The organism is Idiomarina sp. A28L (assembly GCF_000218785.1).
Lineage (GTDB): Bacteria > Pseudomonadota > Gammaproteobacteria > Enterobacterales > Alteromonadaceae > Aliidiomarina.
The window spans coordinates 107,628-133,503 of the sequence record NZ_AFPO01000021.1; the positions used below are offsets into that span (position 1 = coordinate 107,628).

A 25,876-nucleotide genomic window follows, 5' to 3' on the forward strand; every position below is an offset into this window, starting at 1 on the left:
GGTTCAGGCTACATCATTGCTTTTAGTGCGGCACGAATCAACTCTTCTGAGCTCATACCTTCTACAGATACTTTTTTCAAAATCGGTTGTGCTTGGTTTTCTTTGTAACCGAGCGCCAATAACGCGCTTAATGCTTCATCGCGTGCCGAGGGCGGCATATCAGTATAATTCAATGGCGTTACTGCGGCTGCACCAGGCAAGCCGGTATCCATTTCCGCACCGCGGAAATCTTTTAATCGATCACGCATTTCTACCAGCAAACGTTCCGCGGTTTTTTTACCTACGCCAGGAATTTTTACCAAGGTTGTTAAATCGCCAGTGCGCACACTTTGCACGAATTGCGGCGCGCTCATGCCCGACATAATTCCAAGTGCCATTTTGGGCCCAACACCCTGCGCTTTTATTAATAGACGAAATAACGCGCGTTCATCAAGGGTGTTAAAACCAAAGAGTAACTGCGCATCTTCGCGCACCACGAAATGCACCCATAAGGTAGCCGGTTGGCCAATTTCAGGAAGTTCGTAAAAACACGTCATGGGCATTTGTACTTCATAGCCAACGCCATGAACATCAATCACCAGCTCTGGGGCTTGTTTTGCTATTAGTGTGCCTTGTAATCGTCCGATCATGACATTGCCTTTAGCTTAACGCTTGGTTAAAAGAAGATTTGTATTTAGGTGGCAAATGGCTACGGCCAGCGCATCGGCAGCATCGGCCTGTGGCATGCGCGGTAGCTTTAATATGTGCTTTACCATGTGCTGCACTTGCTCTTTCGCGGCACCGCCGGTGCCCACCACTGCTTGCTTTATCGCTCGTGCTGCATACTCGTGCACTGGCAATTCTGCGATAGCCGCCGCTACTATGGCGGCACCCCGAGCTTGGCCAAGTTTAAGAGCAGAATCAGGGTTGCGCGCCATAAATACTTGCTCAATGGCAAACTCAGTGGGCTCAAACTGCTTTACCAATTCTTGTACGCCATCGTGAATCATTTTCAGGCGGCTCGCCAATGGGATATCGGTTGAACCACCCGCTCGTGCCAATTTGATGCAACCACTGCCTAAATAAGTAAGCTTGCCGGCATGCAATTGCACCACACCATAGCCAGTAATACGCGACCCAGGATCAATTCCCAGCACAATGCGTGTCATTGATACCTCCCGTGCCGCTGCTCTTCAATTAGCCTTCACTACCTTTTTCAATAACCGCTACACCAAGTTCAGCAAGCGCTGATGGGTTTGCATACCCCGGCGCATCGGTTAACGGGCACTGCGCGGTAGTAGTTTTCGGGAAGGCAATAACATCACGAATTGAGCTTGCGCCCACCATGAGCATTACTAAGCGATCAAGGCCGAATGCTAAACCTGCGTGCGGTGGCGCTCCGTATTTTAAAGCTTCGAGTAGGAAGCCAAATTTTTCTTGAGCTTCCGCTTCATCGATACCTAAAATGCCGAATACTGCTTGCTGCATGGCGTTATCGTGAATACGCACAGAACCCCCACCCACTTCACAGCCGTTAAGGACCATATCGTAGGCATTTGAAAGGGCTGTAGCTGGGTTCGCTTTCAGTTCTTCAGCGGTTACACCAATAGGCGCAGTGAATGGGTGATGTAATGCAAAGAAACCTTCTTCGGTTTCTTCGAACATTGGGAAATCAACTACCCATAATGGTTTCCAGCTATCTTCTACTAAATCGAAATCTTGGCCAAGCTTCAAGCGCAGTGCACCTAAGGCTTCAGTTACTACATTTTTCGAATCCGCGCCGAACAGTAAAATATCGCCATCAGCGGCATCAACCCGTGCTAAAAGCTCATTAACCACGTTTTCTGGAAAGAATTTTAATACCGGCGATTGCAGGCCTTCCATACCCTTCGCTCGCTCGTTCACTTTCATCCACGCTAGGCCTTTCGCGCCATAAATGCCGACAAAATTGGTGTATTCATCGATTTGTTTACGGCTCAAGCTCGCGCCACCGGGCACTTTAATAGCGGCTACTCGGCCTTTGCTATCGTTGGCTGGGCCCGAGAACACCTTAAATTCAATATCTTTTACTAAATCAGCGATATCAACTAATTCTAGCGGGTTACGCAAATCGGGTTTATCGCTACCATACCGGCTCATGGCTTCGCTATACGGCATGATTGGGAAATCACCTAAATCAACATCCAACATCTCTTGAAACAAATTGCGCACCATATCTTCAGTAAGCGCACGCACATCGTTTGCCGACATGAACGTGGTTTCAATATCAATTTGGGTAAACTCAGGTTGCCGATCGGCACGCAAATCTTCATCACGGAAGCACTTCACGATTTGGTAATAACGATCGAAGCCCGACATCATCAACAACTGCTTAAACAACTGTGGCGATTGTGGCAACGCAAAAAATTTGCCTTTGTGCGTGCGGCTTGGCACTAAGTAATCGCGCGCGCCTTCAGGGGTTGCGCGAGTGAGCATAGGCGTTTCGATATCAAGGAAACCTCGGCTATCCATGTAACGGCGAACCGCGCTTGCTACCCGAGCACGAAACTGGATTTTTTCATTCATTTCTGGCCGGCGTAAATCAAGATACCGGTAGCGCAAACGTTGTTCTTCACTAACCTGCTGGTTGTAATCGATTGGCAAGGGTGCGGAACGGTTCAAAATAGTAATTTCTTTGGCTAGCATTTCTACTTTACCGGTAGCCATGCGCTCGTTAATTTGCCCTTCAGGACGCGCCCGCACTTCGCCTTTAATTTGCACGCAAAACTCTTGGCGCAACTTATTCGCTTCGGCAAACATTTCCTGTAAATCAGGATCGAACACCACTTGCAGTAAACCAGTGCGATCGCGTACATCAGCGAAAATTAGCCCGCCGAGATCACGCCGTTTATGAATCCAACCGGCTACGGTTACTTGGTTTCCAAGCTCTTGTTCGTTTACCTGCTCACAATAATGACTGCGCATGTTTATCCACTTCCGTTATTCAAGAATTTGCGTTTGGGGCATTGCTTAATTAATGGGTAAGTATAAAGGAGAGCGGCGGGTAAAGTCACCCGCCGTTATTGATTAGCTTGTACTTAATCGGCTGATCTTACTTCAGCTAGCACAACACCATTTTTTCCAGATTCTTTTACCGCGTACATGGCATCATCGGCGGCACTGAGGAGTTCATCATATTCATGGCCATGATCAGGGAAGATAGCCACCCCGATACTGGCACCAATTTTAGCTTCACCAGTAGCCAAGCGATAAGGCATAGAAACTCGGCTCAATACTTTCTCGGCAATATTTAGCGCTTGTTTTACCGAAGTAAGGCTGGTAACTAAAATAACGAATTCATCGCCGCCATAACGCGCTACTGTATCGGTTTTTCTTATTACCCTTTGCAAACGTTGTGAAACCGCAACTAACAATTCATCACCGGCATCATGGCCTTCGTTATCGTTGATCGCTTTAAAGCCATCAAGATCGATAAATAGAAGCGCACATTTTCGTTTGTTCTGCGCGTGAGTAATTAATGTTTTTTGCGCTTTTTCAATAACATGCATGCGGTTAGGAAGCCCAGTAAGCTCATCATGATAAGCCTTGTAGCGAATTTCAGCTTCACGAATTTTCCGCCGTTGAATCTCTCGGCGTAGGTGTGACATCCAAGCTAATATTACCGATAAAACCAATAATACAGCTATCGCCATAATCACTGCCCAACGCTTAACAACCTCGCGATTCAAGCCTTCACGCAGGAGTTCAGGATCGAACCAATTTTCTTCAATTCTTCTTGTTTCATCATCGGTAATGGCAAGTATTGAACGATCGAGTAAAGGCACAATAGCCGCCCAATCAGAACGTACACCAATGCTCACCTGATCACCCTGCAAATCACGGGCGATATGCACTACGGCACCTGTCAGGTTTAATTCCCGAATGCGGTTCATTAGCAACGGTAAGCTATCTAAATATGCATCGGCGCGGCCTTCTAAAACGGCATTTAATCCCTCTTCCGGTGAATTCACCGCTAGCACGGTAACGTTCTCCGCTGCATCTGCCGTTTCTAATATACTGTAACTGGCCAAAACAGCGATCGTTAACTGTTTCTCTGTCGAAAAATCATCCAACCGAATCGGCCTATTTTCTAAGCTCATCAGCGCCCAATCAACTTGCCAATAAGGCACAGTAAACTGACTGAATAATAATCGGCTTGGTGTGGGTGTCATGAAAGTAAGTGCATCGATATCTCTAGCTTCTAAGGCCTGCACACATTCTTGCCAACCACCACAGTTTACCCACGCAACCCTCAAATTAAGGCGCTGCGCAATTAGCGTAATAAAATCGTGATCTAGGCCTATCGGATTCCCATTGTTATCTCTTGAAATGATGGGTGAAGAATCATCGGGTAAACCAATTTGTATAGTGCCTACAGCCGCCAATCGTTCGATTTCTTCCGGCCGCAGAGAAATAAGCTCGGCATTTGAATAAAAGTAATCACTCAACACTTCATTACTGAGGCTAATTGAACTAACGATTGGCCGTGAAAGCTGCAATACTCGTCTGCCTTGGCTCACATGTTGCGCAGCTTGTTCCGCACTGCACCACCAAACATAAAGCGCATCTGCCGCTATCACATCTGCCAGCGGCCTGCCAATTAAGCCTTGTTCGGCATTAAAAACACGGAACGTTAATTCCGGATAAGCACGTAGTAAACGGAATCGGGTTGTATTATCGGGCACTCCGATAACGTATCCCATTAAGGCATCTTCGGAATATTCAATATGATCGGCTAAGCACAATTGTTCAAAAACAGTATAGGTATCAGTAGGCACTGAAATGGGGGAAGTGTTTTGGATAATTTTCTGAATTGGTTCATTAATAGTGGTTTGCGCACTCACGTTAGAAACCGCACCGAACACGTTGATGCCCACTACAATTAGGGCAAACACCATGGCTATGGTTGCAAACTTTAGTTTCAGGTACAATTTATTCATTCTCAGTTACTTCTATATCTCTAGTGTAGCCTGTTAGGCACACAATTAATGTAAGAATACGTAAATGAAACCAAATCAATCATCACAGCGTGATTCTGTTTACGCGCAACCACTGAATAAAGTTAGTGATTTTGCCTTTGATACGAAAGTAGCGGATGTGTTCCCAGATATGATAAGCCGCTCGATTCCTGGGTACGCTACTATTATTGATACCATCGGCCGCCTTGCCACACGATATGTTAAACCGAATAGCGTAGTTTATGATTTAGGCTGCTCGCTAGGCGCTGCCAGTTTATCTATCAAGCAACATTGCCGCACCGAAGGTGTGGAAATTTTTGCTGTAGATAATTCTGAAGCTATGGTGGAGCGTTGCCAAAACTACGTAAACGCCTATCGTGGAGATATTCCAGTGCAGGTGCAATGTGCCGATATCGCCACATTATCGATGCAACCCTGCAGCATGGTTGTTTTGAATTTTACACTGCAATTCGTGCCGCCGGAACAGCGAAATGAAATTATCCAAAAAATATTTGATCAATTGTTGCCTGGTGGGTTGTTGGTTATTTCCGAGAAAGTAAAACACCAGGATACCGTGGCGGATAACCTGTTAATCGATTTATATCACGAGTTCAAACGCAATAATGGCTACAGCGATCTAGAAATCAGCCAAAAGCGTGCTGCACTAGAAAACGTAATGCGCCTAAATACGCCTGAAGAACACATTCAACGCTTAACCGATGCCGGTTTCAGCACCGTGCAGGAATGGTTCCGCTGCTTCAATTTCACTTCATGGATTGCCATCAAAGATAGTAAGGCTGAAGGCTAATGGCTATGAGTGATTACAACAGCTTTTATGCGCGTTTAACGCAAACCAATTTGGCCCATTGGCTGGAAACATTGCCGGCAACAATGCGTGATTGGGAACAACAAAGCCAGCACGGTGATTTTAAAAAGTGGCAACGCACTATCGCCTTGCTACCAGAACTCACCGCCACTGATATTGATATTGAAAATGCCGTTCGTATCGGTGCGGAAATCGAAGCCAGTGATAACGATCGTGCACGCATGAACGGCTTGTTGAAGCAATTAATGCCTTGGCGGAAAGGCCCTTTTGATTTATTCGGCCTGAACATTAATACCGAGTGGCGTTCAGATTGGAAATGGGATCGAGTAGCACCCCACCTTGCCGATTTACAAGGCCGCAATGTTCTTGATATTGGTTGCGGCAGCGGCTACCACTTGTGGCGCATGCTTGGAGCCGGAGCAAAACTAGCAGTGGGAATCGATCCCGGCCAGTTATTTGTTAGCCAATTTCGTGCTATTCGCCGTTTTGTTCCCGAGAAACTCGCCAACAATATTGAATTGCTACCTCTAGGTATTGAGCAAATGCCGAAACTTGCCGCCTTCGATACCGTATTTAGTATGGGCGTGCTCTATCACCGCCGTTCGCCAATCGATTTCTTGCAGCAATGTATTGATCAGCTGCGGCCAGGAGGCGAGCTAGTGCTAGAAACATTAGTGGTTGATGGCGATGTGAACACCGTACTTGTACCCGGTGAACGCTATGCACAAATGCCCAATGTATGGTTTATTCCTTCATCGGCGGCTTTGGTGCATTGGCTTGAGCGCTTAGGCATGAAGAATGTGCGCGTAGTAGATGAATGCGTAACTAGCTTAGAAGAACAACGAGCAACAGAATGGATGGAAAACCAATCGTTGGCTGATTTTCTTGATGCCAGTGATCGAAGCAAAACCGTTGAGGGCTATCCTGCACCGAAGCGTGCGGTAATTATTGCCACCCGTGGTTAAGGATAGGGTTAGGCTCGAAAAAACGATAAAAATAAAGGCAGCGCAAAGCTGCCTTTATTTTTACGGGGATGTTTACTTGAGGAAGTAATGAGCTTTTACGAGCTTTCATCTTCCTCAACATCATCTCCGGGTTCATTTTTTGAATATGCTTTACCGCGCTCAAATTCCCGCACAGCTTCTGGCACATAAGGCACCGCCAGCGAGGTAGTTATGGGTTGTAAAACCAATGGATAAAGTAAGCCCACAGCCAATAACGCCACAATCTTTAACGCAATGCCTTGCACGTATAGCAGGGCCCAAAATAGCGCTACTAACAAAATAACTTTTAAAACATTAGCCACCGCTTTGCGGCCAAAAGGCATTAACTTCGCCGCATTCGAAACAATATGAATACGTTCCAAAGCCGAATACGAGCGCAATGCTGGAATATTCCGAGGAGAGAAGTAAATCATATCTTTAACCCTTAATTGTTTGCTTCACAACATTGTAACACAGCATACACTTTCTGTTTGCTAGCAACCTATTGTACACTTGCAACATATGCTTCCTTCAGCGCTTTTTTAATACCCATGGTGCAGGCGCAAAAACTGTTAAAAAACTAAATCAAGGATTTCACATGACAACATCAGGACAACCCGTTACCAAAGTAATCATTCCTGTTGCGGGCCTGGGCACACGGATGCTGCCAGCAACGAAAGCCATTCCAAAGGAAATGCTGCCCTTAGTAGATAAACCGCTAATTCAATACATTGTGAACGAATGTGCGGCCGCTGGCCTCACGGAAATTATTCTAGTAACCCATTCCAGCAAAAACTCGATTGAGAATCACTTTGATACCAGTTTTGAGCTCGAATCTATTCTCGAAAAACGCGTAAAGCGCCAGTTGCTGGATGAAGTACAAGCTATTTGCCCGAAAGGCGTAACCATTATGCATGTGCGCCAAGGTGCAGCAAAAGGCTTAGGCCACGCGGTTCTTTGTGCCAAATCGTTGATTGGCAATTCGCCTTTTGCCGTGGTGCTTCCTGATGTAATCATGGATGAAGCCACTTACAACGGTAAAACCGAAAACATGGCTGAAATGATTGCTAACTTCGCCGCTACTGGCACCAGCCAAGTAATGGTGGAGAAAGTACCGAAAGCTTTGGTTGATCAATATGGTGTTGCCGATATTGGCGGCGTAGATTTAGCGCCGCGTGAACATGCGCCAATCAAAGCTCTGGTAGAAAAGCCGCCGGTAAGTGATGCTCCTTCCGATTTAGCAGTGGTTGGCCGCTATGTATTTTCCCAAAACCTGTGGCCATTACTCGAAAGAACCCCAGTGGGTGCGGGCAATGAAATTCAGCTTACCGATGCCATTGCCATGCTGCTAGAGAAAGAACCCGTTGACGCCTACTACATGCAAGGCCAAAGCCACGATTGCGGCAACAAACTAGGCTACCTACAAACCTTTGTAACCTACGCCCGCCGCCACCCAGAACTCGGCGAGAAATTCTCCGCTTGGCTACAAGCTAGCCTGAAATAGCTGGGCACTGAGGCGTGGGGCTTGCGCAGCAACCCTACTTCCGCCGGTACATATACGGCAACGGAGAGACGCTCAAGCACATCCATGTGACGCTTTGTTCCGCGCCATCCATGGCGCGGACAACTCTCCATTGCCGTATATGCACCGGCTCGCGCAGGGTTAGTGCGCAAGCCCTAGCGAGTACGCCTCGTTTCAACCTGTCGTTTCAACCACTAAAAAAAGCGCCAGCCTTAACTGAGCGCTATCACGGCGCGAGTTGGTGAGTGAGTGGCAATGAAGAAGTGTCCACGCCATGGAAGGCGTGGTACACAGCGCACATGGATGTGCTCGCAGCGGTTCTTCATTGCCACTCACTCACCAACGGAAGCTGGGGTAGCGCTCAGTTTAGGCTGGCTCGCAGCCAGGTGTTATCGCAGGCGATGTAGAAACCGGAACGATCTAGTTCCGTGGTGTGGCAGCGGTAGCTGGCTTTGGCCCAGATGCCCATAGCGAGATCTGGGTGGCCCTCGTGGCTTAGCATAATTTTATCGCCAGCCTGGCTCCAACGAATTTCCTTCGTTTCGGGATTTATTGAAGCACAAACCACATCGAACGCCGCCCGAATGCGCGAATGGCAAAGTTCGTTGTTCAAGCGCGAAAGCAATAAATTAGGGTTACGCAACAGCTGCATATTACCGGAGAGGCCACTGCGGAGAATTGGGTTAAATAAGGTTTTCAGAACGAGCAGCGCAACAACATCTTGCCCCGTCATCGCCTGAGCTCGTGCCAACAGCATAATGATTTGGTTATCCGGTAAGCGATAATAATCGATCCAAACTTTCTCGCAATCGTTTAAGCCAAGCTCGTGATCAACCAGCACCGGGCCCACCCGCAAATGCTCGTGAGGAGCCAAATCTTGAGCCAAACGTGAAACCATAGAATGATCATTAAAGATAACATCTAAGTGATGATCCAGCTCCCAACGCTCTTGCTCGTAGCTAATTTCCAAGTTTTTTCGAGTAAGGCAATTTTCAATTGCGTATTCAAGTACATCAAGTTGTTGAACAGGCTTTACTAGGTAATCAACAGCACCTAAACGCACCGCAGCACGAATATCACGTAAATCATCAGAAGCAGAAATAACGATTACCGGCACCGCATCAACCGATTTGAGAATATTTTCGAGAATGGTTAATCCAGAAATATCGGGGAGTTCTAAATCGCACAAAACAACATTCGGCTTAACTTTACTTAAGCTTTCGATCGCTTCTTTTCCGGTTGTGGCATTGAACACGTCGAAGCCCCGATCAAGAAGATAATTGGTTAGTAGTGATGCATAAATAGGGTCGTCTTCAATGATGAGTATTTTTCTACTCACGAGCTTTACTCCAGCTTACATCGAACCTTGAGGATTGTTCACAATCCTCAATTCGTCAAATCCTTTACTCAATACTTTCGCTTTCTGAGGGCTCCGGCTCTGCACTCCAATCATCATCCCAACCGTTCTCCCAATCATCTAAATCATCGTAACGGCCATCAAGCGGTGGGTTGCCATCGTAAACCTTATCTAGCCAATAGGAAAAATAGGCCTCACGTACAAAAGCATATTCATCGATGCTATTTTCCAGCATTGGTTCCAGCTCACGAAGTTCTAGGCGGTGCTCCAACCCACGAATCGTAAGCTGGGCAATACTCATCGGTAAGCTAAATATCCGCGCAACCCAAATGAGATCATCTACGGTATCTCCCCCGCGGTCGATAATTACGGTAGGGCCAATGCCGGGCAACATAATGTAAGGGCCATCAGGCACACCGTATACCGCTAAGGTTTCACCAAAGCTCTCTTTTTCCTGCATAACACCCATTTTTGTTGCTACATCGAAAATCCCAAAAACACCAAAAGTGCTATTCATTACAAAACGTCCCGCACTAATAGCAGCCGCTTTCGGTTTACGTTGTAGCAAGTTATTTACTATCGAGGCTGGCTCGGTAATATTCTCAGTCATGTTATACAAGCCGCGGCGCAGTGGCTTTGGTGCTACTCCATAGGCCGAGGCTGCAGGCCAAATGATATATGGATCGAGCACATCACGGGTTAACTGCCACGATGGCCGGTTAAAATCTTCCAGCGGGTCTCGCGGATCAGAAAAATCAAATTCCTCTTCTTGTACCGGTGCCGTTTCATTTGCTGGCGTTGTTGCACTGCTATCTGGCGTTTGTGAGCAACCCACCAGAAACAGAATTGTACCGGCAACTAAACTCAATTTTACAACGTATAAGAATCCATCTTTCACGGTATCATCTCAGTAATTACAATCCGCATTTGCCGCCCAGATTCTCTCTCAACTAACACTGGGCGAGCTTCCATATCACCACTGCGGCGATCCATTGTATCGCCAGTGGTTACCCTTGCCTGCACTAACCAACTTGGTGCAGATGATAAATTTACATTATCAAGCATAGCATCTGCATCAGTAAGCGTGATGGTTATTGGAAAATCAGTTACCCGCTGGCGGGTTACTGCTATTGGTGCAGAGCCTCCATCCGGGTCACGCACAAACAAAAACACGTTGTTTACCGGCGCCAATTCATTTCTCATGGTTTCGCTGATATCAATAGTTACTACTAATGTCATTACACTACCATCAGCACGTTCACGCGCCTGCTCTAATGAGCTTTGAATCGATGCATAGCGCGGATCGCTTTCATCCATCAACATTAATGCCATTTCCCACGCCTGTACTGCTCGTTCAAAATCAGCGCGTTCGAAATTTACAATACCCAGTAAACCTAGCGCTTCAGGATTTTGTGGGTTTTCTTGTAATACATTACCCAAAAACCGTGCCGCTCGATTCAACTCTTGATCAGTACCGGAAACAATCAGCGCTTGGCTGTACGACATCAAATTGCTGTAATTATTCGGGTCCATTTCATATGATTTGGAAAATGCATCAAGCGCTTGTTCAAGTTGTTCCAGTTGCATCATCATACGGCCATATAGGCTCCATGCATTTGCATCTGGGTTATCCATCAAGCGCTGGCGTAAGCCCAGTGCATATGTCCACATTTCATCACGCGTTTGCGGTGCTGCATCCATATCCCCTAACAGCCATTCGCTAAGCTTCGGCAATATTTCCTGTGCTTGGTCGGAACGTTGTTGCTGCATCCATGAGCCATCGTAAACGTAAATACCAACGGCCAATACGGCAATAAGCACTGAGGGTACAATAAACCCAACTGGCTTAATCGAAACCGCAGCATCGGGATCATGCACATCGGTTACAAAGGCTTTCTTCAGCTCTTTCTTCGCTAATATGAGCTCTTTTTCAGAAATTAGGCCTTGGCCTAAATCTTCCTCTAATTCGAGCAAACGGCTCTCATAAATTTCTTTATTCGCTTGTTCTAGTGTCCAGCTTTCCCAGATTTGGCGTCGCGCAAACCAAAGCATTAAAATAGCCAGCACTAGTAAAAGGGCGATCATTACATACCACATTATTTGTCTCGCTCCTCTGCTCTATCTGATTTTGCAAACATCACATTCATGCGCGCTTCTTCTTCTGGCGTAAGTTCTGCCGAGGCATTGCGCTGATGGCGTACATTAAACCACACAGCAAGTGCGCCAATAATAATCACCGCTAAGGGGGCAATCCAAAGAATAAGCGTAGTTTTATTAATAGGCGGACGGTAGTGCACAAAATCACCATACCGCACTTTCATAAAATCAATGATTTCGGCGTTGCTCTTACCTTCCATGATCATTTGATACACTCGCTCGCGCATATCTTGCGCCAAGGGTGCATCGGAATCAGCAATGGTTTGGTTCTGGCATTTTGGGCAGCGAAGCTCCCCTGCCAACGTATTGAACTGGCGCTCTTGTGCGGCTGTTTCGAATTCGTAGAATTCGTTTTCCGCCGAAGCACTGCTAGCCAACATAAAGCTGAATATGCTCAACGCTAATAAAGTTGCTAATAATCGGCTGCTCATTCAAGTAACTCCATACGATGTTCTGGAATTTCTAACCCCGATTCTTGCATAGCTCGATAATAAACCGGCCCTACTTCTGTGCGCCAAACCCGTTCGTTTAAATCACCAACATGGCGATAACGAATAACGCCCTGGGCATCAACTACAAAAGTTTCTGGCGCACCATAGACACCGAGATCTAAGGCCAAAAGCCCAGTGAAATCGAATAAGTTGATTGCATACGGGTCGCCGAGATCTTGCAACCAACGTACCGCAGCACCACGAGAATCATCTTTGTAATTCAAACCGATAATATACACATCTTCTTCGGCTAAAAGCTGGTTTAAAAATGTATGCTCGGCGTAGCAAGTTGGGCACCAGGTTGCCCACACATTTATCAGCATTGGCCGCCCACCCACAATACTCTGATTGTGGGTAACATCCGGCTGATACAAATCTGGCAACTCAAAGCTCGGCACTTCACGCCCTATTAAAGCGGAATCGAGTTTTGTTGGATCGGAAAACAACCCTTTAAACAAGAACACCGCTAATAATAGAAACAACACCAGCGGTGTAAGCAACACTAAGGTGCGTATTTTTACACTCATAATGCCTCCGCTGCCGCTTGCTTGCGGGCTTTCTTTTCTTCTCTTCGGCGCAAACGATAACGCTTGTCAGTAAGTGAGAACACACCACCAATAGACATCAAAATCGCGCCCGCCCATATCCAACGAACAAATGGTTTCACATGAATTCGCACAGCCCAGCTGCCATCATCAAGTTCCTCACCCAAAGCGATGTATAAATCGCGGAATGGGTTCACCTGCAATGCAGTTTGCGTTTGAATTTGTCGCGTTACCGTATAGAAACGCTTCTCCGCTACAACATTGGCAACGTGATTACCATTTTCTCGGCTAATAACAAAAGTAGCGCTATCACTAATAAAGTTAGGCCCTTGGCGCTCTTGCATATCGCGGAAATGGAATTCATAACCACCCACGTTTGCGGTATCACCCGCACCCATGCGCACAGTGCGCTCAATTTCATAGTTTTGCACTACTGCAATACCGATAATCATTACCGCAAAGCCTAGGTGCCCAAGCACCATACCCCAATGGCTGCGGCCCAATTTCACCAGGGCCGGCCATTTATGCTCGCGGCTGGCCACTCGCAGGCGTAATTCTGCCACTGTGGTGAATACAATCCAAAGCGCCAAAATGAGGCCAAGCACAGCTAAACCACTTACAACATCGGCGAAAATCCAGGGCAAAGCGAAACCAATGCCTATCGCCAATGCCATTGCTAGTAATAAGCTATTGCGCAGTTCTGCAAATTTCTGCCGTTTCCAGCGCGTTAGCGGGCCAAAGCCAAGCAAAATCGCGAACGGGATGGTAAGCCACATAAACACTTCATCAAAGAAAGGTTCACCGATTGAAATGTTACCAAGGCCTAACTGTTGATGAACAAGAGGTAGCAAAGTACCTACCAACACCACCATAGTAGCGGTAACGAGCAGCAGGTTATTCCCTAACAACAACACTTCGCGGGAGAATAGATCGTAACGGCTGTGGCTTTTTACTTTTGCCGCACGAATTGCATACAGTAGTAAAGAGCCGGCAATGACCACACCCAAGAAGCTCAACAAGAACATGCCGCGGGTTGGATCTGAAGCAAACGCATGCACCGATACCAATACACCAGAACGCACCAGAAAGGTTCCGAGTAAACTCAAGCTGAAAGCTGAAATCGCCAGCAACACTGTCCATGATTTAAACGTGCCACGTTTTTCAGTAACCGCCAACGAATGCATTAACGCCGTGCCGGCAAGCCATGGTAAGAAACTAGCGTTTTCTACTGGATCCCAGAACCACCAACCGCCCCAGCCAAGCTCATAATAGGCCCACCAACTGCCCACCATGATGCCGAGTGTTAGAAATACCCAAGCCGCTATTGTCCATGGGCGCGACCAACGTGCCCATGCCGAATCCAAGCGGCCGCCTAGCAAAGCTGCAATAGCAAACGCAAAGGCCACCGACATTCCCACATAGCCCATGTACAGTAATGGTGGGTGAATAATCATGCCTGGATCTTGTAGCAGTGGGTTCAAATCGCGACCATCAACCGGAATCAGTGGAATTGTGCGTTCAAACGGATTTGAAGTGATCAACATGAAGAGGTAAAAGCCTACTCCAATCATACCCATCACCGCTAAAACACGCGCCGCAAATACCAGCGGTAAACGTTTTGAGAATATCGCTAACGCCGCAGCCCAAGAGGCCTGAACAAGCATCCATAATAAAAACGAACCTTCGTGAGAGCCCCAAACCGCGGTAAAGCGATAGATAGCAGGCAGCGCTGTATTCGAGTTATTAGCCACATAGGCAATACTAAAATCATTCGCCAAAAAGCCCCACACTAGGGCTATGAATGAAATTAAGGTGAAAATAAACATGCCATAGGTAAGTTGCCGGGCTATCGCCATTTGGCCACCATGGCCACGAGCAACACCTATGAGCGGGATAACTGCGAGTAGTGCAGAAAACGCGAATGCTAATGCGAGAGCAAAATGGCCTACTTCACCGATCATAACCACCGCCTGAGCCTTTTTCTGCGGCTTCTTCGTTGTTGTAGTTCTGGTTGTAGTTCTGCTGTGAGGGCGGCACGTGCTCAATACCTTTCAGCGCTTCAGCAAGCCCTGGCGGCATATATTCCTCATCGTGCCGTGCCAACACTTCGCTGGCTTGTAAGCGGTTTGGCGCAACTAAAATACCCTGCGCCACGATACCTTGGCCCTCACGAAATAAATCAGGCAAGATTCCTTCGTATTCCACAGTGATTTCAGCAGGGCCTACATCAATAAGATTAAAGGCTACGGTTAAGCCCGAGCCCTCACGGCGAACCGACCCGGGAACCACCAAGCCACCAACGCGTAAACGCTGGCCTACTTCTGGTTTCACCGCTTCTGAACCTTTACCCTGAACAATCTCGGTAGGCGTATAAAATAAATCAATATTCTGCGAGAGTGCATAGAGTACCAACCCAGTGGCGAATGCTGCGCCAACCAGGATACTGCTGGTCATTATTAATCGCTTTTTACGTCTTGGATTCATTATTTCTATCTCTCAGTTTCTTTAATTCAGTTCTTTCTGGCGGCTTGTTTTTTAGCCGCTCTAGCACGCAAAATGCGCTCGGCCCGGGCAGCTTGCTTGGTGGCTTCACGCACTAATATTGAGCGCCGCCAAGTGGCTTCCAATGCTAATAAACCAAGGCAAAGAAAGGTTCCGGCGAAAGACGACCACACATAAATGCCATAGCCGCCCATATTGATAAACGCTTGCCAACTATCAAACTGCATCTGCGCCCCCTTTCTGATCTTTCTTGTTCTCTTGCTTGCCGCTTTGTTCGCCATCAGTGGTGGCAAAACTAATGCCTAAATGCTGCAGCGCCCACGGCCGATGTATTTCACGGCGAAGAATTTCGTTGTTCAAGCGCATAAGCACTAACGCGGCACATACCAACAACATAGCTAAAATACTCACCAACAACGGCCACAACATTTCGGGCGCAATACTCGGTGCTTCAAGGCGCGTAATGGCTCGGGTAACCGTAGATTTTTGGTGTAATGTATTCCACCAATAAACCGAGTAATGAATAATGGGGATATTAATAACCCCAACAATAGCCAAGATGCTGGCAGCTTTTGCGCCAGCTCGCTCATCTTCAAAGGCTACGTAAAGCGCCATTACGCCCAAATACAAAAACAATAGAATTAACTGCGCGGTTAATCGTGCATCCCACACCCACCAAGTTCCCCACATTGGCTGGCCCCAAATGGCACCAGTAAATAAGGAAATAAAGGTTAGCACTGCACCTACCGGGGCAATCGCTAAAATAGCTAGCTCAGCGGTGCGTATTTGCCAAACTAACGCGATTACACCAGCAATGGCCATTCCCACATAAAAACCCATAGCCCACATAGCTGAGGGCACATGCACAAAAATAATCCGGTAACTTTCGCCCTGCTGATAATCTGGCGGCGCAAAGGCTAAGCCCCACACAAAACTCACGATAACGAGAACTAAGCCTGGTATTGCGAACCAAGGGATTAACTTTTGGTTTAAGGCAAAAGTTGCTTCAGGTTTTGCATACGGGTGTAACCAACGCCACATATTAATTTACACTCACTCGTAATCCGGCTTTCACCGCGAACGGGGCTAAAGTGATGCTCAGCACCATGAAAGCTCCAATTAATGCCAGCGGGCCAGCTGGTGAAACACCAACAACCGCGGCTTCGACAGCTGCTGTGGCAAAAATCAGCAGCGGAATTAGCAGGGGTAATAATAACAAACTCAATAATGCGCCACCTTTATTCAGGCTTACCGTTAGCGCTACACCAATTGCGCCTGCAGCACTTAATACGGGCGTTCCTAACAAAAGGGTCAGCCATAACACGCCCCAAGCCTGAATAGGTAAATTCATTAATAATGCCAACAAGGGCGTAATCACCAACACAGGCACGGCGGTTAGCAGCCAGTGCACAACAATTTTGGCAAAAACACTGATTTCTACCGGTACTGGCAACAGCAGCATTTGTTCCAGCGCACCATCGCGGAAATCATCTCGGAACAAACGTTCAAGCCCAAGCATGCTCGATAGCAATGCTGAAACCCAAATTACGCCCGGTGCTATGCGGCCTAGAATATCCGGGCCCGGCCCTACTCCCAAAGGGAAAAGGGTAACCACGATAAGTAAAAATATCAGTGGGTTTAACAAATCGCTGCGTTGCCGCGAAGCCACGCGAATATCACGCTGTATTATTTGTTTAAATACTTTCCATGCGGATACTGGGTTTGCTTGCAACATCAGTGCTGATACCTCAAACGTAATGCCTGCACTTGGTAGAATTCAGTGATCAGCTCTTGGTGAGAGGTAAGGATTATGGCGCCACCGGCCTTTAGATGTTCAGCGAAGCGGGCATGCAGGAGGGCAATGCCTTCAACATCGAGCGCTGTAAATGGTTCATCGAGAATCCATAGTGAAGCTTGCGTAAGCCATAACCGAGCGAGTGCAATGCGCCGCTGCTGGCCGGCCGATAGGCCCTGCGCCGGAATATCTTCAAGGCCTACAAGGCCCACTTTTGCCAACAGTTCGTAAGGTGTTTCTTTTAGCTCTACACCCTGAACTGCGGCGTAAAACTCGAGGTTTTCAATAGCCGTAAGCTCGGGCTTAACACCCGCTTTATGACCAATAAACAATAAATTCTGGTAATAGGCTTCGCGATCTTCGCTGATTAGCTGTTGCTGAAAACTAACGGAACCGGCTTGCGCTGGCAATAGCCCGGCAAGAATGCGTAACAGGCTAGATTTCCCAGCACCGTTAGGCCCTTCTATTTGCCAAATTTCGCCTGCCTGCACACGAAGTTGCAAATCGCTAAATAGCGTTCGCTCGCCGCGTATCGACATCAGTTCGTTCGCTTCTAAAAGCACCGGCACAGCTACCTTATCACTCATAGATAAATTGCACTTATGCTAACACGAAAATAGGTGTGCAAGCGATACTTTCAGGCATGAATCGGCAGCGCTGCCTGCTTGCCCTTTACCGTGGCTTTGCACTCGATCAATAAATAATTACGGCAAGTACCATCCACGTTCTTCAGGGCTTACATCTGAAGCTTCTACCCACCAAGAGTGCAACTCACCAATACTTTCAATGCGCCAATTCCGGCCATCACTAAATTGGCCAGTGCGGGTTCCGCTAGGTGCACTTTGTTGCCACAGGGTAAGCCATTCTTGCAACTCGCTATCTTCGCTATAGGCACTATTTGCACGCTGCCAAAAACTAGTGGAATGCGCCAGTAAATTAACAGCGGCTGGCAAGCTGAGGGTAATAATGACCAAACACAGCATTACCTCTGGTAAGGTAAAGCCGCCTTTTTTAGGCGGTATGGGTTTTTGAAACACACGTTTCCGCGACAGAGGTTTGCTTGGGATATACCTCCAATTAGTTCGCCCTCGCATTAAATGCCTCGCAGCCATGCGCGCACTCCATACTGATCTTCTATAAGCCAAAGGTTTTGCACCACGCGTATTTGATAGGAAGGCTGTTGAACATCGATACTCATATGCCAGCATTGATACTCGAGTGGTTCTTCATCTGCATTTTTTACTGCGTTATTTGCCGTTTTCGTGGTGCCACCTGAAGTTCTAGCGGAAACCTTATCTATTGGCGCTTCGGAGCAATTCACCGAGCGCCGTTCTAGTAACACCTGCCATCCGCTAGGTAGATTCACCGTTATTGGAATCGGCAACCCTTGTTGAAACTGTGATAACGCATAAAAACGCGCACTATCAGCCGCTCGCCAAGCGCGAGCGAGCTGCAAATCATGCTGGCTTAAGCGCCAAGTTTGCAAGCCATCTTCAATACTGCTCAGTAAAATTACTGTGGTGAGGTTAATCAGCACTAATACAACGGCGATCATCAGGCTGGAGCCCTTCTGCTCATGGTATAAATTGAAGATAGCGAGCCTTGCGGTAAACCCCTATGCCAGGAATAACACCACTGTAAAGGGGGCGTATCCACATCTAATTCACCGTTTACTTCACCACTAATGCAAACTTGAAAATAGCCTTGGTTTAGCTCGAAAAAATCAAAACTGGTAACTTTGAAGCCCGAGGCATCGTGCAAGCCCAGCCAGCCATTGCTAGTACAATCACCTTCATTTGGTTTCCATTGCAATTGTTGGTTGCGTAACCGCACGCCTTTATTCGCGAACAAAAGACACTGGTTCTGTTCTCGCCACTGGAAATCGCTACTGTAGTTTTGTAATTCGTAGCGAAGATCGCGAACCAGCCAATGCCCCAGAGCATAGAAGTTTTGCGTTTCTCGAGTTTTTAACTGGGCCTGCCATGCTTTCGCCCAAAAATAGCTATGCGTACTCAGCCCTGCATAAATAATTGGGCCACTCAGCGCAATAACCAATAATAGTTCGAGTAGGCTAAATCCATGCTGTTTTCGACCGCTAATTGGATTTAGTTCACAGTTGTGAACTTTTGTGGGTGAAATTTCATCACCGTATACCATTTTGCAAACACCTAGCATTTCGCAAACCTCGAGTTATTTGCCCCGGTAATGCAGATACGTATACGCCCTAGGGTAGAAATCACCACATGAATACTTTGATTTGGCAATTCTTTATGGCTTATTTGAAAGCGCCCCGCATTGAAGCCCGCCATACCGTTGAAAGCGCTAAAACGTGCTGCGGGTATGGGTGCTAGGTTGGTAGAAATCATGATTGCTGAGGAATCAGTAGGCACAACACGTTCACTTGTGGATGTTTCATGAACACATACTTGCGGCCGCTGCTCGGTTTGCCAAAAGCACAATTCGCCGCTTACGGTAAACCCAAACCATTGGTCTGTACCAGAAGTAATAGCCCGCAAACGCGCATTGCGAATCGCGGCATAAAGTTGCTCACCGCTGCTGTAGAGCTGCTGTTGCCATAAGTTGCGCTGCAGCGCTGGCCAACCCATAGCCCCAAGCACAGTAATCAGTAACGTAACCAGCATTATTTCAACCAGCGAAAAGCCCCGCATAACGTGCCCATGCAATAGAAAAACACCACTGAAGTGTGGCATTGAACATGAGCTTTACCAGTATCTTCCGCAATTGCGCACGCTTTTGCTTCCTCGCTATCAGCTACGATTGAACAGGCACCCACAAAAAAGCCGAAGGCTTAGCTTCGGCTTTAAATGATTTCTGCTTGGTTCGGTAAACTGAAAAATTATACCTCAACCACCCGCAACTCAGGAGGAATCGAAAACGTAATGTTCTCTTCGCGGCCAGAACGCTCTTCTACATCGGGCTCACTGCCCTCGGCACCAGAGTGTGCGCGCAACCAATCAACCACGTTTTTCACTAATACTTCTGGTGCTGAGGCACCTGCAGTAACACCAACTGTAGCCGCACCCGCAAGCCATTGCGTATCAATACAACTGGCATCATCAATAAGATAGGCTCGAGTACCCATTTTTTCAGCTAACTCAGCTAACCGATTAGAATTCGAGCTATTGCGTGCACCCACTACTAGCAGCACATCAACCTCATGGGCAAGATCACGCACCGCATCTTGGCGATTTTGCGTAGCGTAACAAATATCATCTTTGCGCGGGCCGTTAATATTTGGAAAGCGAACACGCAAGGCATCAATGATATCGGCAGTATCATCGACCGATAACGTGGTTTGGCTCATGTAATGCAATTCATCAGAGTTCTTTACTTTCAGCGTGGCTACATCCGCTACTGATTCCACCAAGTAGATACCACCCTCGGCACTGCTATATTGGCCCATGGTGCCTTCTACTTCTGGATGCCCCGCATGACCAATCAACACACATTCATGGTTACGGCGGCTAGCGCGGGTTACTTCCATATGAACTTTAGTAACCAGCGGGCATGTTGCATCGAACACTTTCAAGCCACGCGCGGTTGCCGTATCCCGCACGGCACGCGATACGCCGTGAGCACTAAAAATCACAATGCTATCATCAGGTACTTGATCGAGCTCTTCCACAAACACCGCACCACGTTCACGCAAACCATCAACCACGTGCTTGTTATGCACTACTTCATGGCGAACATAAATCGGCGGCGAAAACATAGCGAGCGCTTGTTCAACAATAGTAATAGCGCGATCTACACCGGCACAAAAGCCACGTGGGTTGGCAAGAATGATTTTCATGGTGCCTCCACGCTGAGCACTTCTACGGCAAAGGTTACCCGCTGCCCAGCTAATGGGTGATTAAAATCTACAGTAACAACATCAGCAGTTACTTCCCGAACAATACCCGGAATTTCGCTGCCATTCGGCTGGCTGAACGAAATAATTGCGCCCACCTCAGCTGGTGTTTCACCAGAAAAGCGCACTCGCTCAATATGATAAATATTCTCAGGTAGAGGTTTACCAAAAGCATCTTCTGGCTCTAAGGTAAATTCTTCGTTATCACCGGCTTTAAGCCCGAGCAAACAATCTTCAAAACTCTTAGTTAAATTACCATCGCCAATAGTAAGGCGAGCCGGTTTGCCATGAACTTTTGTGCTATCCGCAGCCGAACCATCTTCCAACTTTATTGAAAAATGCAATACCACATGGCTACCTAGGCCTATTGCTACCACTTGCTCGCTCATACACTACTACTCTTTTTAAAATACATTTCTGGCTCAAGGTGTTGCTTCACGCAACCGCTCAAGGTTAACTTTGCTGGCGATTACTGAAAAAACCATCAAAGATAATCAAGCCCGCGCCAATAACAATACAGCTATCGGCTACGTTAAATGCCGGCCAATGATAACTACCAACGTAAACGTCGAGAAAATCAACTACATAACCATAATTAATCCGATCAATTACGTTGCCAATAGCACCCGATATAATCAAACCAAAGCCTAAATTAGCGGCTTTCATCGATTTCGGTTGCCGGCGCAGCATTACAATCAGTACCAAGCTAATCACCACCGCAATCACGCTAAAGAACCAACGCTGCCAACCACCTTGATCGCTTAAAAAGCTGAACGCCGCACCATAGTTACGAACATGTACTAAATCAAAAAAGGGCAACAAGTTAATGCGGCTAAATAGCGGCATATTTGCTACCACTAGCCACTTTGTGGCTTGATCAGCTATAACCAAAATCACAACCAGCCACCACCAGTGCCAACCACTTTGGCGCCACTGGCTTGGCACTGGTGTTTTCTCGTTTGCTGCCGACATTATGCAAATTCCCTGCTTTCGCCCGCACCATCCACGTTAGTAACGCAGCGGCCACATAATTCCGGATGTGTAGTATCTTTACCCACATCGGCAGTGTGATGCCAACAACGGCCACATTTACTGTGGCTGGTACGCTCTACGGCAACTTTCAGGCTGGCAAGTTCCGTTGCGCGCGCATCACCGGCTTCGCTTAACGGTGCTAAACGCACACCAGAAGTTAACAACACAAAGCGCAATTCATTACCCAGTACGTTCAAAGTGCTTTGTAATGCTTCATCAACAAATAGTGTTACTTCCGCTTGTAGCGCACCACCAATAATTTCATCGCGGCGAGCTTGCTCTAGAGCACCGTTCACCGCATCTCGAACTTCTAAAAGTTGCTGCCATTGGCTATCACTTACTTTACCTTCAGTGCGTGTGGGCCAATCTGCATACCATTCTGCGGTAAACACGTATTTTTCCCGTGTGCCGCTCACTGGCGCCGGCATTAATTCCCAGAGTTCTTGTGCGGTAAAGCTACAAATTGGCGCAATCCAACGCACAAGCGCTTCAGAAATATGCCACAGCGCAGTTTGGCACGACCGCTGAGCTACACTATTTGCTTTCGCGGTGTATTGGCGATCTTTAATAATATCAAGATAGAAACTACCCAGTTCAATCGAGCAGAAATGCATTAGTTTTTGCACAACAGCAAGGAACTGATAGTTATCGAAAGCTTCCCGAATTTCGTTTTGTAACGCTTCTGCTCGCGCCACAATCCAGCGATCGAGCTCAACCATTTCAGCTACTGGCACTTGGTGCTCTGCTGGGTTGAAGCCATTGATATTGGCTAACAAGAACCGAGCAGTGTTACGAATACGGCGATATGAATCAGCTGAACGTTTCAAAATTTCGTCCGATACTGTCATTTCTGCGGTGTAATCGTTACTGGCCACCCACAAACGCAGAATATCGCCACCGAGTTTATTCATAACATCTTGCGGTGATACCACATTGCCCAGCGATTTCGACATCTTACGCCCATGCTGATCAACGGTGAAACCGTGAGTGAGTACTTGCTTATAAGGCGCTTGCCCACGAATAGCTACACCGGTAAGCAATGATGATTGGAACCAACCACGGTGCTGATCTGAACCTTCTAAATACAAATCTGCTGGCCACTGTAAGTTTTCATCTTGCGCTAAAACACAATGATGGGTTACGCCAGAATCGAACCACACATCTAAGGTATCGGTGAGCTTACGATAATGCTTAGCTTCTTCGCCGAGTAATTCACTTGCCTCTAAATCAAACCAAGCCTGAATACCTTCCACTTCCACTTTTTTTGCTACTCGCTCAAGTAACTCAAGCGAATTCGGGTGCGGCTCGGCGGTTTCTGTGTGAATAAATAAGGTTAACGGCACACCCCAAGTACGTTGGCGTGAAATACACCAATCTGGGCGGCCATCGATCATGCCAGCAATGCGGTTTTCGCCCCATTCTGGAACCCAACGCACTTGCTTAATCTCGCTCAATGCTTGCGCACGCAACCCTTGTTTTTCCATGCTAATAAACCACTGCGGGGTAGCACGGAAAATAATAGGTGTTTTGTGGCGCCAGCAATGCGGATAGCTGTGATCAAAGCTTTCATGGTGAATCAATGTGCCCGCATCACGCAGCGCATCAACAATAACCGGGTTCGCTTTGAACACGTGTTGGCCTGCAAACATCGGCGTATCTTCTTTATATACACCGTGATCATTTACCGGGTTATACACTTCCAAGTTATATACAAGGCCAACGTTGAAATCGTCAACACCGTGGCCCGGAGCTGTGTGCACACAACCGGTACCCGATTCAGTAGTAACGTGCTCGCCTAAAATCACTGGCACTTGGCGCTCATACAATGGGTGCTTTAAAGCAACCAACTCTAACGCTTTTCCGGTACAGAAACCCAGTTTATGGTATTTGTTAATGCCATAGCGCTCCATGGCTTCAGTAACCAGCTCAGTAGCCAAAATAAGCCGCTCTGGTTTATCGCCTTCCACCTGCACTAATGCATATTCAATGGTAGGTTCCAGCGTTACCGCTTGGCTGGCCGGGATTGTCCATGGCGTAGTGGTCCAAATCAGCATACTGATAGGGCCTTTACCTGCATGCCCTTCCGGATGAGCAAATAAATCGGCTACTTTATCGGTATCGATTACCGGGAAACGCACATCAATGGCAGGCGAAGCTTTATCTTTATATTCAACTTCCGCTTCAGCCAACGCAGAGCCACAATCAGTACACCAATGCACCGGCTTAAAGCCTTGCTGCAAATGGCCACGTTCAATGATAGCGCCCAGCGCACGAATGATGTTCGCTTCTTGGGCGAAATTCATCGTTAAATACGGGTTATCCCAATCACCAAATACACCTAGGCGTTTGAAATCTTCACGCTGGCCATCTACTTGGGTAAGCGCGTATTCGCGGCATTTTTGCCGAAACTCAGCATCGTTTAATTTCTTGCCCGGTTTGCCATATTTCTTTTCCACTACAAGCTCAATTGGAAGGCCGTGGCAATCCCAACCAGGAACATACGGCGAATCAAAACCGCTTAAGGTTTTTGATTTAACCACCATATCTTTAATAATTTTGTTTACTGCATGGCCAATGTGAATCGAACCGTTTGCATATGGAGGGCCATCGTGCAGAATAAATTTTTCTCGGCCTGCGCGCGCTTCACGAATTTTTCCGTAAAGGTTATCTTGATACCAATTCTTCAGCATTTCCGGCTCGCGTTGGGCTAGGTTGCCACGCATTGGAAAGGCCGTGTCCGGGAGGTTTAAGGTATGCTTATAATCACTCATGCAGTCAGGTCCACTCTTCGGTTACATCATTCTTCGTTAAATTGGTTGCGTTCGCTGCTAAATAAGCACGCGCCGCTTCTGCATCTTGCTGTATTTGGTTCTGCAACTCGGGAAACGAGTTAAATTTGTGCTCATCTCGCAACCACACTAATGGTGTCACGGTAAGAGCCTTGCCGTAAAGATCGGGTAGCTCAGGTGTTGGCTGAAAACCGAACAAATGTACTTCCAGTAATTCTCGCTCGCCATTAACGGTTGGCTTGCGGCCAATATTGGCCACGCCACCATAAACTTTGCCGCTTACTTCAGCGGTTACCGCAAACACCCCTTTTAAAGGCGACTGCTGCCGCTGTAATGCAATATTAGCGGTTGGAAAACCAATGGTGCGCCCGCGTTTCTCGCCGTGGCGAACACGGCCGGTAAACGAAAATGGCCGCCCCAACATATGTTCGGCCGCGGCAAAATCAGCGGTTTCCAACGCACTACGAATAGCCGTGCTGGATACGCGAATGTTTTCTGTGCGATAACTCTTGGTATCAATTACGCTAAAACCTAAGCGTTTGCCCGCCTCTTGCAGCAATGCGAAATCGCCGCTGCGGCCTTTACCAAAGCGAAAATCATCGCCCACCACCAATAACTTAACACCAAGCTGTGCAACTAACACCTGCTCAATAAACGCTTCGGCAGTTAAACTCGCAAAACGTTGATTAAACTGGGTGATTAGCATTCTATCCATGCCACATTGGCGGAACATTTGCCATTTATCTTGCCACCGGCTCAAGCGCGCGGGAGCACGGTGCGGAGCAAACAATTCCAACGGCTGCGGTTCAAAGATCATCACAGCTGCGGGCACATGCAAACGTTCCGCTTGCTCACGCACACGCGCCAACACCGCTTGATGGCCCAAATGTACGCCATCAAAGTTGCCGATTGTAAGCACACAGCCACGATGCCGCGCTGCTATATTATGTAAACCACGAATTAATTCCATAGACGCGCGATTATACGCTAAAGCGAAGCAAGCTGCATCGCTTGAATGAAGATTTTAGTT

Annotated in this window: 28 protein-coding genes; 3 read left to right on the forward strand and 25 right to left on the reverse strand. The window is 47.4% G+C overall.

The features are described from left to right. Positions 1–8 precede the first annotated feature (8 nt). The 4 genes from ruvA to A28LD_RS08370 all read right to left on the reverse strand — a co-directional run bounded on the left by ruvA (position 9) and on the right by A28LD_RS08370 (position 4,958). Positions 9–629 carry a Holliday junction branch migration protein RuvA gene (gene ruvA / locus A28LD_RS08355; protein ID WP_007420641.1) on the reverse strand — a complete coding sequence of 207 codons (621 nt, stop codon included), beginning with the start codon at positions 627–629 and terminating at the stop codon, positions 9–11. A 15-nt stretch (positions 630–644) separates the two neighbouring features. Next, on the reverse strand, positions 645–1,148 hold the full coding sequence (gene ruvC, locus A28LD_RS08360; protein WP_007420642.1) for a crossover junction endodeoxyribonuclease RuvC: 504 nt from the start codon (positions 1,146–1,148) through the stop codon (positions 645–647). 28 nt (positions 1,149–1,176) lie between these two features. After that, on the reverse strand, positions 1,177–2,943 hold the full coding sequence (gene aspS / locus A28LD_RS08365) for an aspartate--tRNA ligase (RefSeq protein WP_007420643.1): 1,767 nt from the start codon (positions 2,941–2,943) through the stop codon (positions 1,177–1,179). A gap of 113 nt (positions 2,944–3,056) precedes the next feature. Beyond that, positions 3,057–4,958: a diguanylate cyclase domain-containing protein gene (locus A28LD_RS08370; RefSeq protein WP_007420644.1), complete on the reverse strand. Its 1,902-nt coding sequence runs from the start codon at positions 4,956–4,958 to the stop codon at positions 3,057–3,059. 64 nt (positions 4,959–5,022) lie between these two features. Between A28LD_RS08370 and cmoA the strand changes: the two genes are divergently transcribed. Both cmoA and cmoB read left to right on the forward strand, forming a co-directional pair. After that, positions 5,023–5,784 carry a carboxy-S-adenosyl-L-methionine synthase CmoA gene (gene cmoA, locus A28LD_RS08375; RefSeq protein WP_007420645.1) on the forward strand — a complete coding sequence of 254 codons (762 nt, stop codon included), beginning with the start codon at positions 5,023–5,025 and terminating at the stop codon, positions 5,782–5,784. 5 nt (positions 5,785–5,789) lie between these two features. After that, on the forward strand, positions 5,790–6,767 hold the full coding sequence (cmoB, locus tag A28LD_RS08380) for a tRNA 5-methoxyuridine(34)/uridine 5-oxyacetic acid(34) synthase CmoB (protein WP_040487247.1): 978 nt from the start codon (positions 5,790–5,792) through the stop codon (positions 6,765–6,767). A gap of 95 nt (positions 6,768–6,862) precedes the next feature. Here the strand turns inward: cmoB and A28LD_RS08385 are convergent, their stop codons facing one another. Then, a complete protein-coding gene (locus A28LD_RS08385; protein WP_007420647.1) occupies positions 6,863–7,219 on the reverse strand; it encodes a DUF6170 family protein in 357 nt (118 codons plus the stop codon). A gap of 164 nt (positions 7,220–7,383) precedes the next feature. Here A28LD_RS08385 and galU point away from each other — a divergent pair, with 164 nt between their 5' ends. Next, positions 7,384–8,289 (forward strand): UTP--glucose-1-phosphate uridylyltransferase GalU, encoded by a 906-nt coding sequence (galU, locus tag A28LD_RS08390; protein WP_007420648.1) that lies wholly within the window; start codon positions 7,384–7,386, stop codon positions 8,287–8,289. Between the two features lie 379 nt (positions 8,290–8,668). On the opposite strand, the gene A28LD_RS08395 is transcribed toward galU, so the two are convergent. The 20 genes from A28LD_RS08395 to ribF all read right to left on the reverse strand — a co-directional run bounded on the left by A28LD_RS08395 (position 8,669) and on the right by ribF (position 25,816). Next, positions 8,669–9,646, reverse strand: a complete 978-nt coding sequence (locus A28LD_RS08395; protein WP_007420649.1) for a response regulator — start codon at positions 9,644–9,646, stop codon at positions 8,669–8,671. A gap of 64 nt (positions 9,647–9,710) precedes the next feature. Further along, on the reverse strand, positions 9,711–10,562 hold the full coding sequence (locus A28LD_RS08400) for an MlaA family lipoprotein (protein ID WP_007420650.1): 852 nt from the start codon (positions 10,560–10,562) through the stop codon (positions 9,711–9,713). Further along, entirely contained in the window at positions 10,559–11,761 is a 1,203-nt protein-coding gene (ccmI, locus tag A28LD_RS08405; RefSeq protein ID WP_007420651.1) for a c-type cytochrome biogenesis protein CcmI, read from the reverse strand. The genes A28LD_RS08400 and ccmI overlap by 4 nt, the downstream gene beginning before the upstream one ends. Beyond that, entirely contained in the window at positions 11,761–12,252 is a 492-nt protein-coding gene (locus A28LD_RS08410) for a cytochrome c-type biogenesis protein (protein ID WP_007420652.1), read from the reverse strand. Before A28LD_RS08410 ends, ccmI begins: the two co-directional genes overlap by 1 nt. Next, a complete protein-coding gene (locus tag A28LD_RS08415) occupies positions 12,249–12,839 on the reverse strand; it encodes a DsbE family thiol:disulfide interchange protein (RefSeq protein ID WP_007420653.1) in 591 nt (196 codons plus the stop codon). The genes A28LD_RS08410 and A28LD_RS08415 overlap by 4 nt, the downstream gene beginning before the upstream one ends. Then, complete coding sequence (locus A28LD_RS08420; protein WP_007420654.1) at positions 12,836–14,818, reverse strand: heme lyase CcmF/NrfE family subunit; 1,983 nt, start codon at positions 14,816–14,818, stop codon at positions 12,836–12,838. Before A28LD_RS08420 ends, A28LD_RS08415 begins: the two co-directional genes overlap by 4 nt. Further along, the gene (gene ccmE / locus A28LD_RS08425) at positions 14,808–15,341 is read right to left on the reverse strand and encodes a cytochrome c maturation protein CcmE (protein WP_007420655.1); all 534 of its coding nucleotides are present in this window, start codon (positions 15,339–15,341) and stop codon (positions 14,808–14,810) included. The genes A28LD_RS08420 and ccmE overlap by 11 nt, the downstream gene beginning before the upstream one ends. A gap of 26 nt (positions 15,342–15,367) precedes the next feature. Then, positions 15,368–15,586 (reverse strand): heme exporter protein CcmD, encoded by a 219-nt coding sequence (gene ccmD, locus A28LD_RS08430; RefSeq protein ID WP_007420656.1) that lies wholly within the window; start codon positions 15,584–15,586, stop codon positions 15,368–15,370. Next, positions 15,576–16,400, reverse strand: coding sequence for a heme ABC transporter permease (locus A28LD_RS08435; protein ID WP_007420657.1), 825 nt, complete (start codon positions 16,398–16,400; stop codon positions 15,576–15,578). Before A28LD_RS08435 ends, ccmD begins: the two co-directional genes overlap by 11 nt. A gap of 1 nt (position 16,401) precedes the next feature. After that, complete coding sequence (gene ccmB, locus A28LD_RS08440; RefSeq protein WP_007420658.1) at positions 16,402–17,094, reverse strand: heme exporter protein CcmB; 693 nt, start codon at positions 17,092–17,094, stop codon at positions 16,402–16,404. Beyond that, positions 17,094–17,741 (reverse strand): cytochrome c biogenesis heme-transporting ATPase CcmA, encoded by a 648-nt coding sequence (gene ccmA / locus A28LD_RS08445; RefSeq protein WP_007420659.1) that lies wholly within the window; start codon positions 17,739–17,741, stop codon positions 17,094–17,096. Before ccmA ends, ccmB begins: the two co-directional genes overlap by 1 nt. Positions 17,742–17,858: 117 nt before the next feature. Then, the gene (locus A28LD_RS08450; protein ID WP_040487201.1) at positions 17,859–18,191 is read right to left on the reverse strand and encodes a prepilin-type N-terminal cleavage/methylation domain-containing protein; all 333 of its coding nucleotides are present in this window, start codon (positions 18,189–18,191) and stop codon (positions 17,859–17,861) included. Positions 18,192–18,247: 56 nt separating this feature from the next. Further along, positions 18,248–18,709, reverse strand: coding sequence for a hypothetical protein (locus A28LD_RS08455; protein ID WP_007420661.1), 462 nt, complete (start codon positions 18,707–18,709; stop codon positions 18,248–18,250). Then, the gene (locus A28LD_RS08460) at positions 18,709–19,311 is read right to left on the reverse strand and encodes a prepilin-type N-terminal cleavage/methylation domain-containing protein (RefSeq protein ID WP_158091791.1); all 603 of its coding nucleotides are present in this window, start codon (positions 19,309–19,311) and stop codon (positions 18,709–18,711) included. Before A28LD_RS08460 ends, A28LD_RS08455 begins: the two co-directional genes overlap by 1 nt. Positions 19,312–19,322: 11 nt before the next feature. After that, on the reverse strand, positions 19,323–19,865 hold the full coding sequence (locus A28LD_RS08465) for a GspH/FimT family pseudopilin (RefSeq protein ID WP_007420663.1): 543 nt from the start codon (positions 19,863–19,865) through the stop codon (positions 19,323–19,325). A gap of 146 nt (positions 19,866–20,011) precedes the next feature. Further along, the gene (gene ispH, locus A28LD_RS08470) at positions 20,012–20,968 is read right to left on the reverse strand and encodes a 4-hydroxy-3-methylbut-2-enyl diphosphate reductase (RefSeq protein WP_007420664.1); all 957 of its coding nucleotides are present in this window, start codon (positions 20,966–20,968) and stop codon (positions 20,012–20,014) included. Next, the gene (gene fkpB / locus A28LD_RS08475) at positions 20,965–21,414 is read right to left on the reverse strand and encodes an FKBP-type peptidyl-prolyl cis-trans isomerase (RefSeq protein ID WP_007420665.1); all 450 of its coding nucleotides are present in this window, start codon (positions 21,412–21,414) and stop codon (positions 20,965–20,967) included. Before fkpB ends, ispH begins: the two co-directional genes overlap by 4 nt. Positions 21,415–21,478: 64 nt before the next feature. Next, positions 21,479–21,970, reverse strand: coding sequence for a signal peptidase II (gene lspA / locus A28LD_RS08480; RefSeq protein ID WP_040487250.1), 492 nt, complete (start codon positions 21,968–21,970; stop codon positions 21,479–21,481). Between the two features lie 26 nt (positions 21,971–21,996). Next, positions 21,997–24,828: an isoleucine--tRNA ligase gene (ileS, locus tag A28LD_RS08485; protein ID WP_007420667.1), complete on the reverse strand. Its 2,832-nt coding sequence runs from the start codon at positions 24,826–24,828 to the stop codon at positions 21,997–21,999. A gap of 4 nt (positions 24,829–24,832) precedes the next feature. Next, positions 24,833–25,816, reverse strand: a complete 984-nt coding sequence (gene ribF / locus A28LD_RS08490; RefSeq protein WP_007420668.1) for a bifunctional riboflavin kinase/FAD synthetase — start codon at positions 25,814–25,816, stop codon at positions 24,833–24,835. Positions 25,817–25,876: the final 60 nt, after the last annotated feature.

What these genes read in the sequence shown, in the direction of transcription:
- ruvA (WP_007420641.1), bottom strand. Translation starts at nt 629, where the DNA reads ATGATCGGACGATTACAAGGCACACTAATAGCAAAACAAGCCCCAGAG.
- ruvC (WP_007420642.1), bottom strand. Translation starts at nt 1,148, where the DNA reads ATGACACGCATTGTGCTGGGAATTGATCCTGGGTCGCGTATTACTGGC.
- aspS (WP_007420643.1), bottom strand. Translation starts at nt 2,943, where the DNA reads ATGCGCAGTCATTATTGTGAGCAGGTAAACGAACAAGAGCTTGGAAAC.
- A28LD_RS08370 (WP_007420644.1), bottom strand. Translation starts at nt 4,958, where the DNA reads ATGAATAAATTGTACCTGAAACTAAAGTTTGCAACCATAGCCATGGTG.
- cmoA (WP_007420645.1), top strand. Translation starts at nt 5,023, where the DNA reads ATGAAACCAAATCAATCATCACAGCGTGATTCTGTTTACGCGCAACCA.
- cmoB (WP_040487247.1), top strand. Translation starts at nt 5,790, where the DNA reads ATGAGTGATTACAACAGCTTTTATGCGCGTTTAACGCAAACCAATTTG.
- A28LD_RS08385 (WP_007420647.1), bottom strand. Translation starts at nt 7,219, where the DNA reads ATGATTTACTTCTCTCCTCGGAATATTCCAGCATTGCGCTCGTATTCG.
- galU (WP_007420648.1), top strand. Translation starts at nt 7,384, where the DNA reads ATGACAACATCAGGACAACCCGTTACCAAAGTAATCATTCCTGTTGCG.
- ccmI (WP_007420651.1), bottom strand. Translation starts at nt 11,761, where the DNA reads ATGTGGTATGTAATGATCGCCCTTTTACTAGTGCTGGCTATTTTAATG.
- A28LD_RS08410 (WP_007420652.1), bottom strand. Translation starts at nt 12,252, where the DNA reads ATGAGCAGCCGATTATTAGCAACTTTATTAGCGTTGAGCATATTCAGC.
- A28LD_RS08415 (WP_007420653.1), bottom strand. Translation starts at nt 12,839, where the DNA reads ATGAGTGTAAAAATACGCACCTTAGTGTTGCTTACACCGCTGGTGTTG.
- A28LD_RS08420 (WP_007420654.1), bottom strand. Translation starts at nt 14,818, where the DNA reads ATGATCGGTGAAGTAGGCCATTTTGCTCTCGCATTAGCATTCGCGTTT.
- ccmE (WP_007420655.1), bottom strand. Translation starts at nt 15,341, where the DNA reads ATGAATCCAAGACGTAAAAAGCGATTAATAATGACCAGCAGTATCCTG.
- ccmD (WP_007420656.1), bottom strand. Translation starts at nt 15,586, where the DNA reads ATGCAGTTTGATAGTTGGCAAGCGTTTATCAATATGGGCGGCTATGGC.
- A28LD_RS08435 (WP_007420657.1), bottom strand. Translation starts at nt 16,400, where the DNA reads ATGTGGCGTTGGTTACACCCGTATGCAAAACCTGAAGCAACTTTTGCC.
- ccmB (WP_007420658.1), bottom strand. Translation starts at nt 17,094, where the DNA reads ATGTTGCAAGCAAACCCAGTATCCGCATGGAAAGTATTTAAACAAATA.
- ccmA (WP_007420659.1), bottom strand. Translation starts at nt 17,741, where the DNA reads ATGAGTGATAAGGTAGCTGTGCCGGTGCTTTTAGAAGCGAACGAACTG.
- A28LD_RS08455 (WP_007420661.1), bottom strand. Translation starts at nt 18,709, where the DNA reads ATGATCGCCGTTGTATTAGTGCTGATTAACCTCACCACAGTAATTTTA.
- A28LD_RS08460 (WP_158091791.1), bottom strand. Translation starts at nt 19,311, where the DNA reads ATGGTATACGGTGATGAAATTTCACCCACAAAAGTTCACAACTGTGAA.
- A28LD_RS08465 (WP_007420663.1), bottom strand. Translation starts at nt 19,865, where the DNA reads ATGCCACACTTCAGTGGTGTTTTTCTATTGCATGGGCACGTTATGCGG.
- ispH (WP_007420664.1), bottom strand. Translation starts at nt 20,968, where the DNA reads ATGAAAATCATTCTTGCCAACCCACGTGGCTTTTGTGCCGGTGTAGAT.
- fkpB (WP_007420665.1), bottom strand. Translation starts at nt 21,414, where the DNA reads ATGAGCGAGCAAGTGGTAGCAATAGGCCTAGGTAGCCATGTGGTATTG.
- ileS (WP_007420667.1), bottom strand. Translation starts at nt 24,828, where the DNA reads ATGAGTGATTATAAGCATACCTTAAACCTCCCGGACACGGCCTTTCCA.
- ribF (WP_007420668.1), bottom strand. Translation starts at nt 25,816, where the DNA reads ATGGAATTAATTCGTGGTTTACATAATATAGCAGCGCGGCATCGTGGC.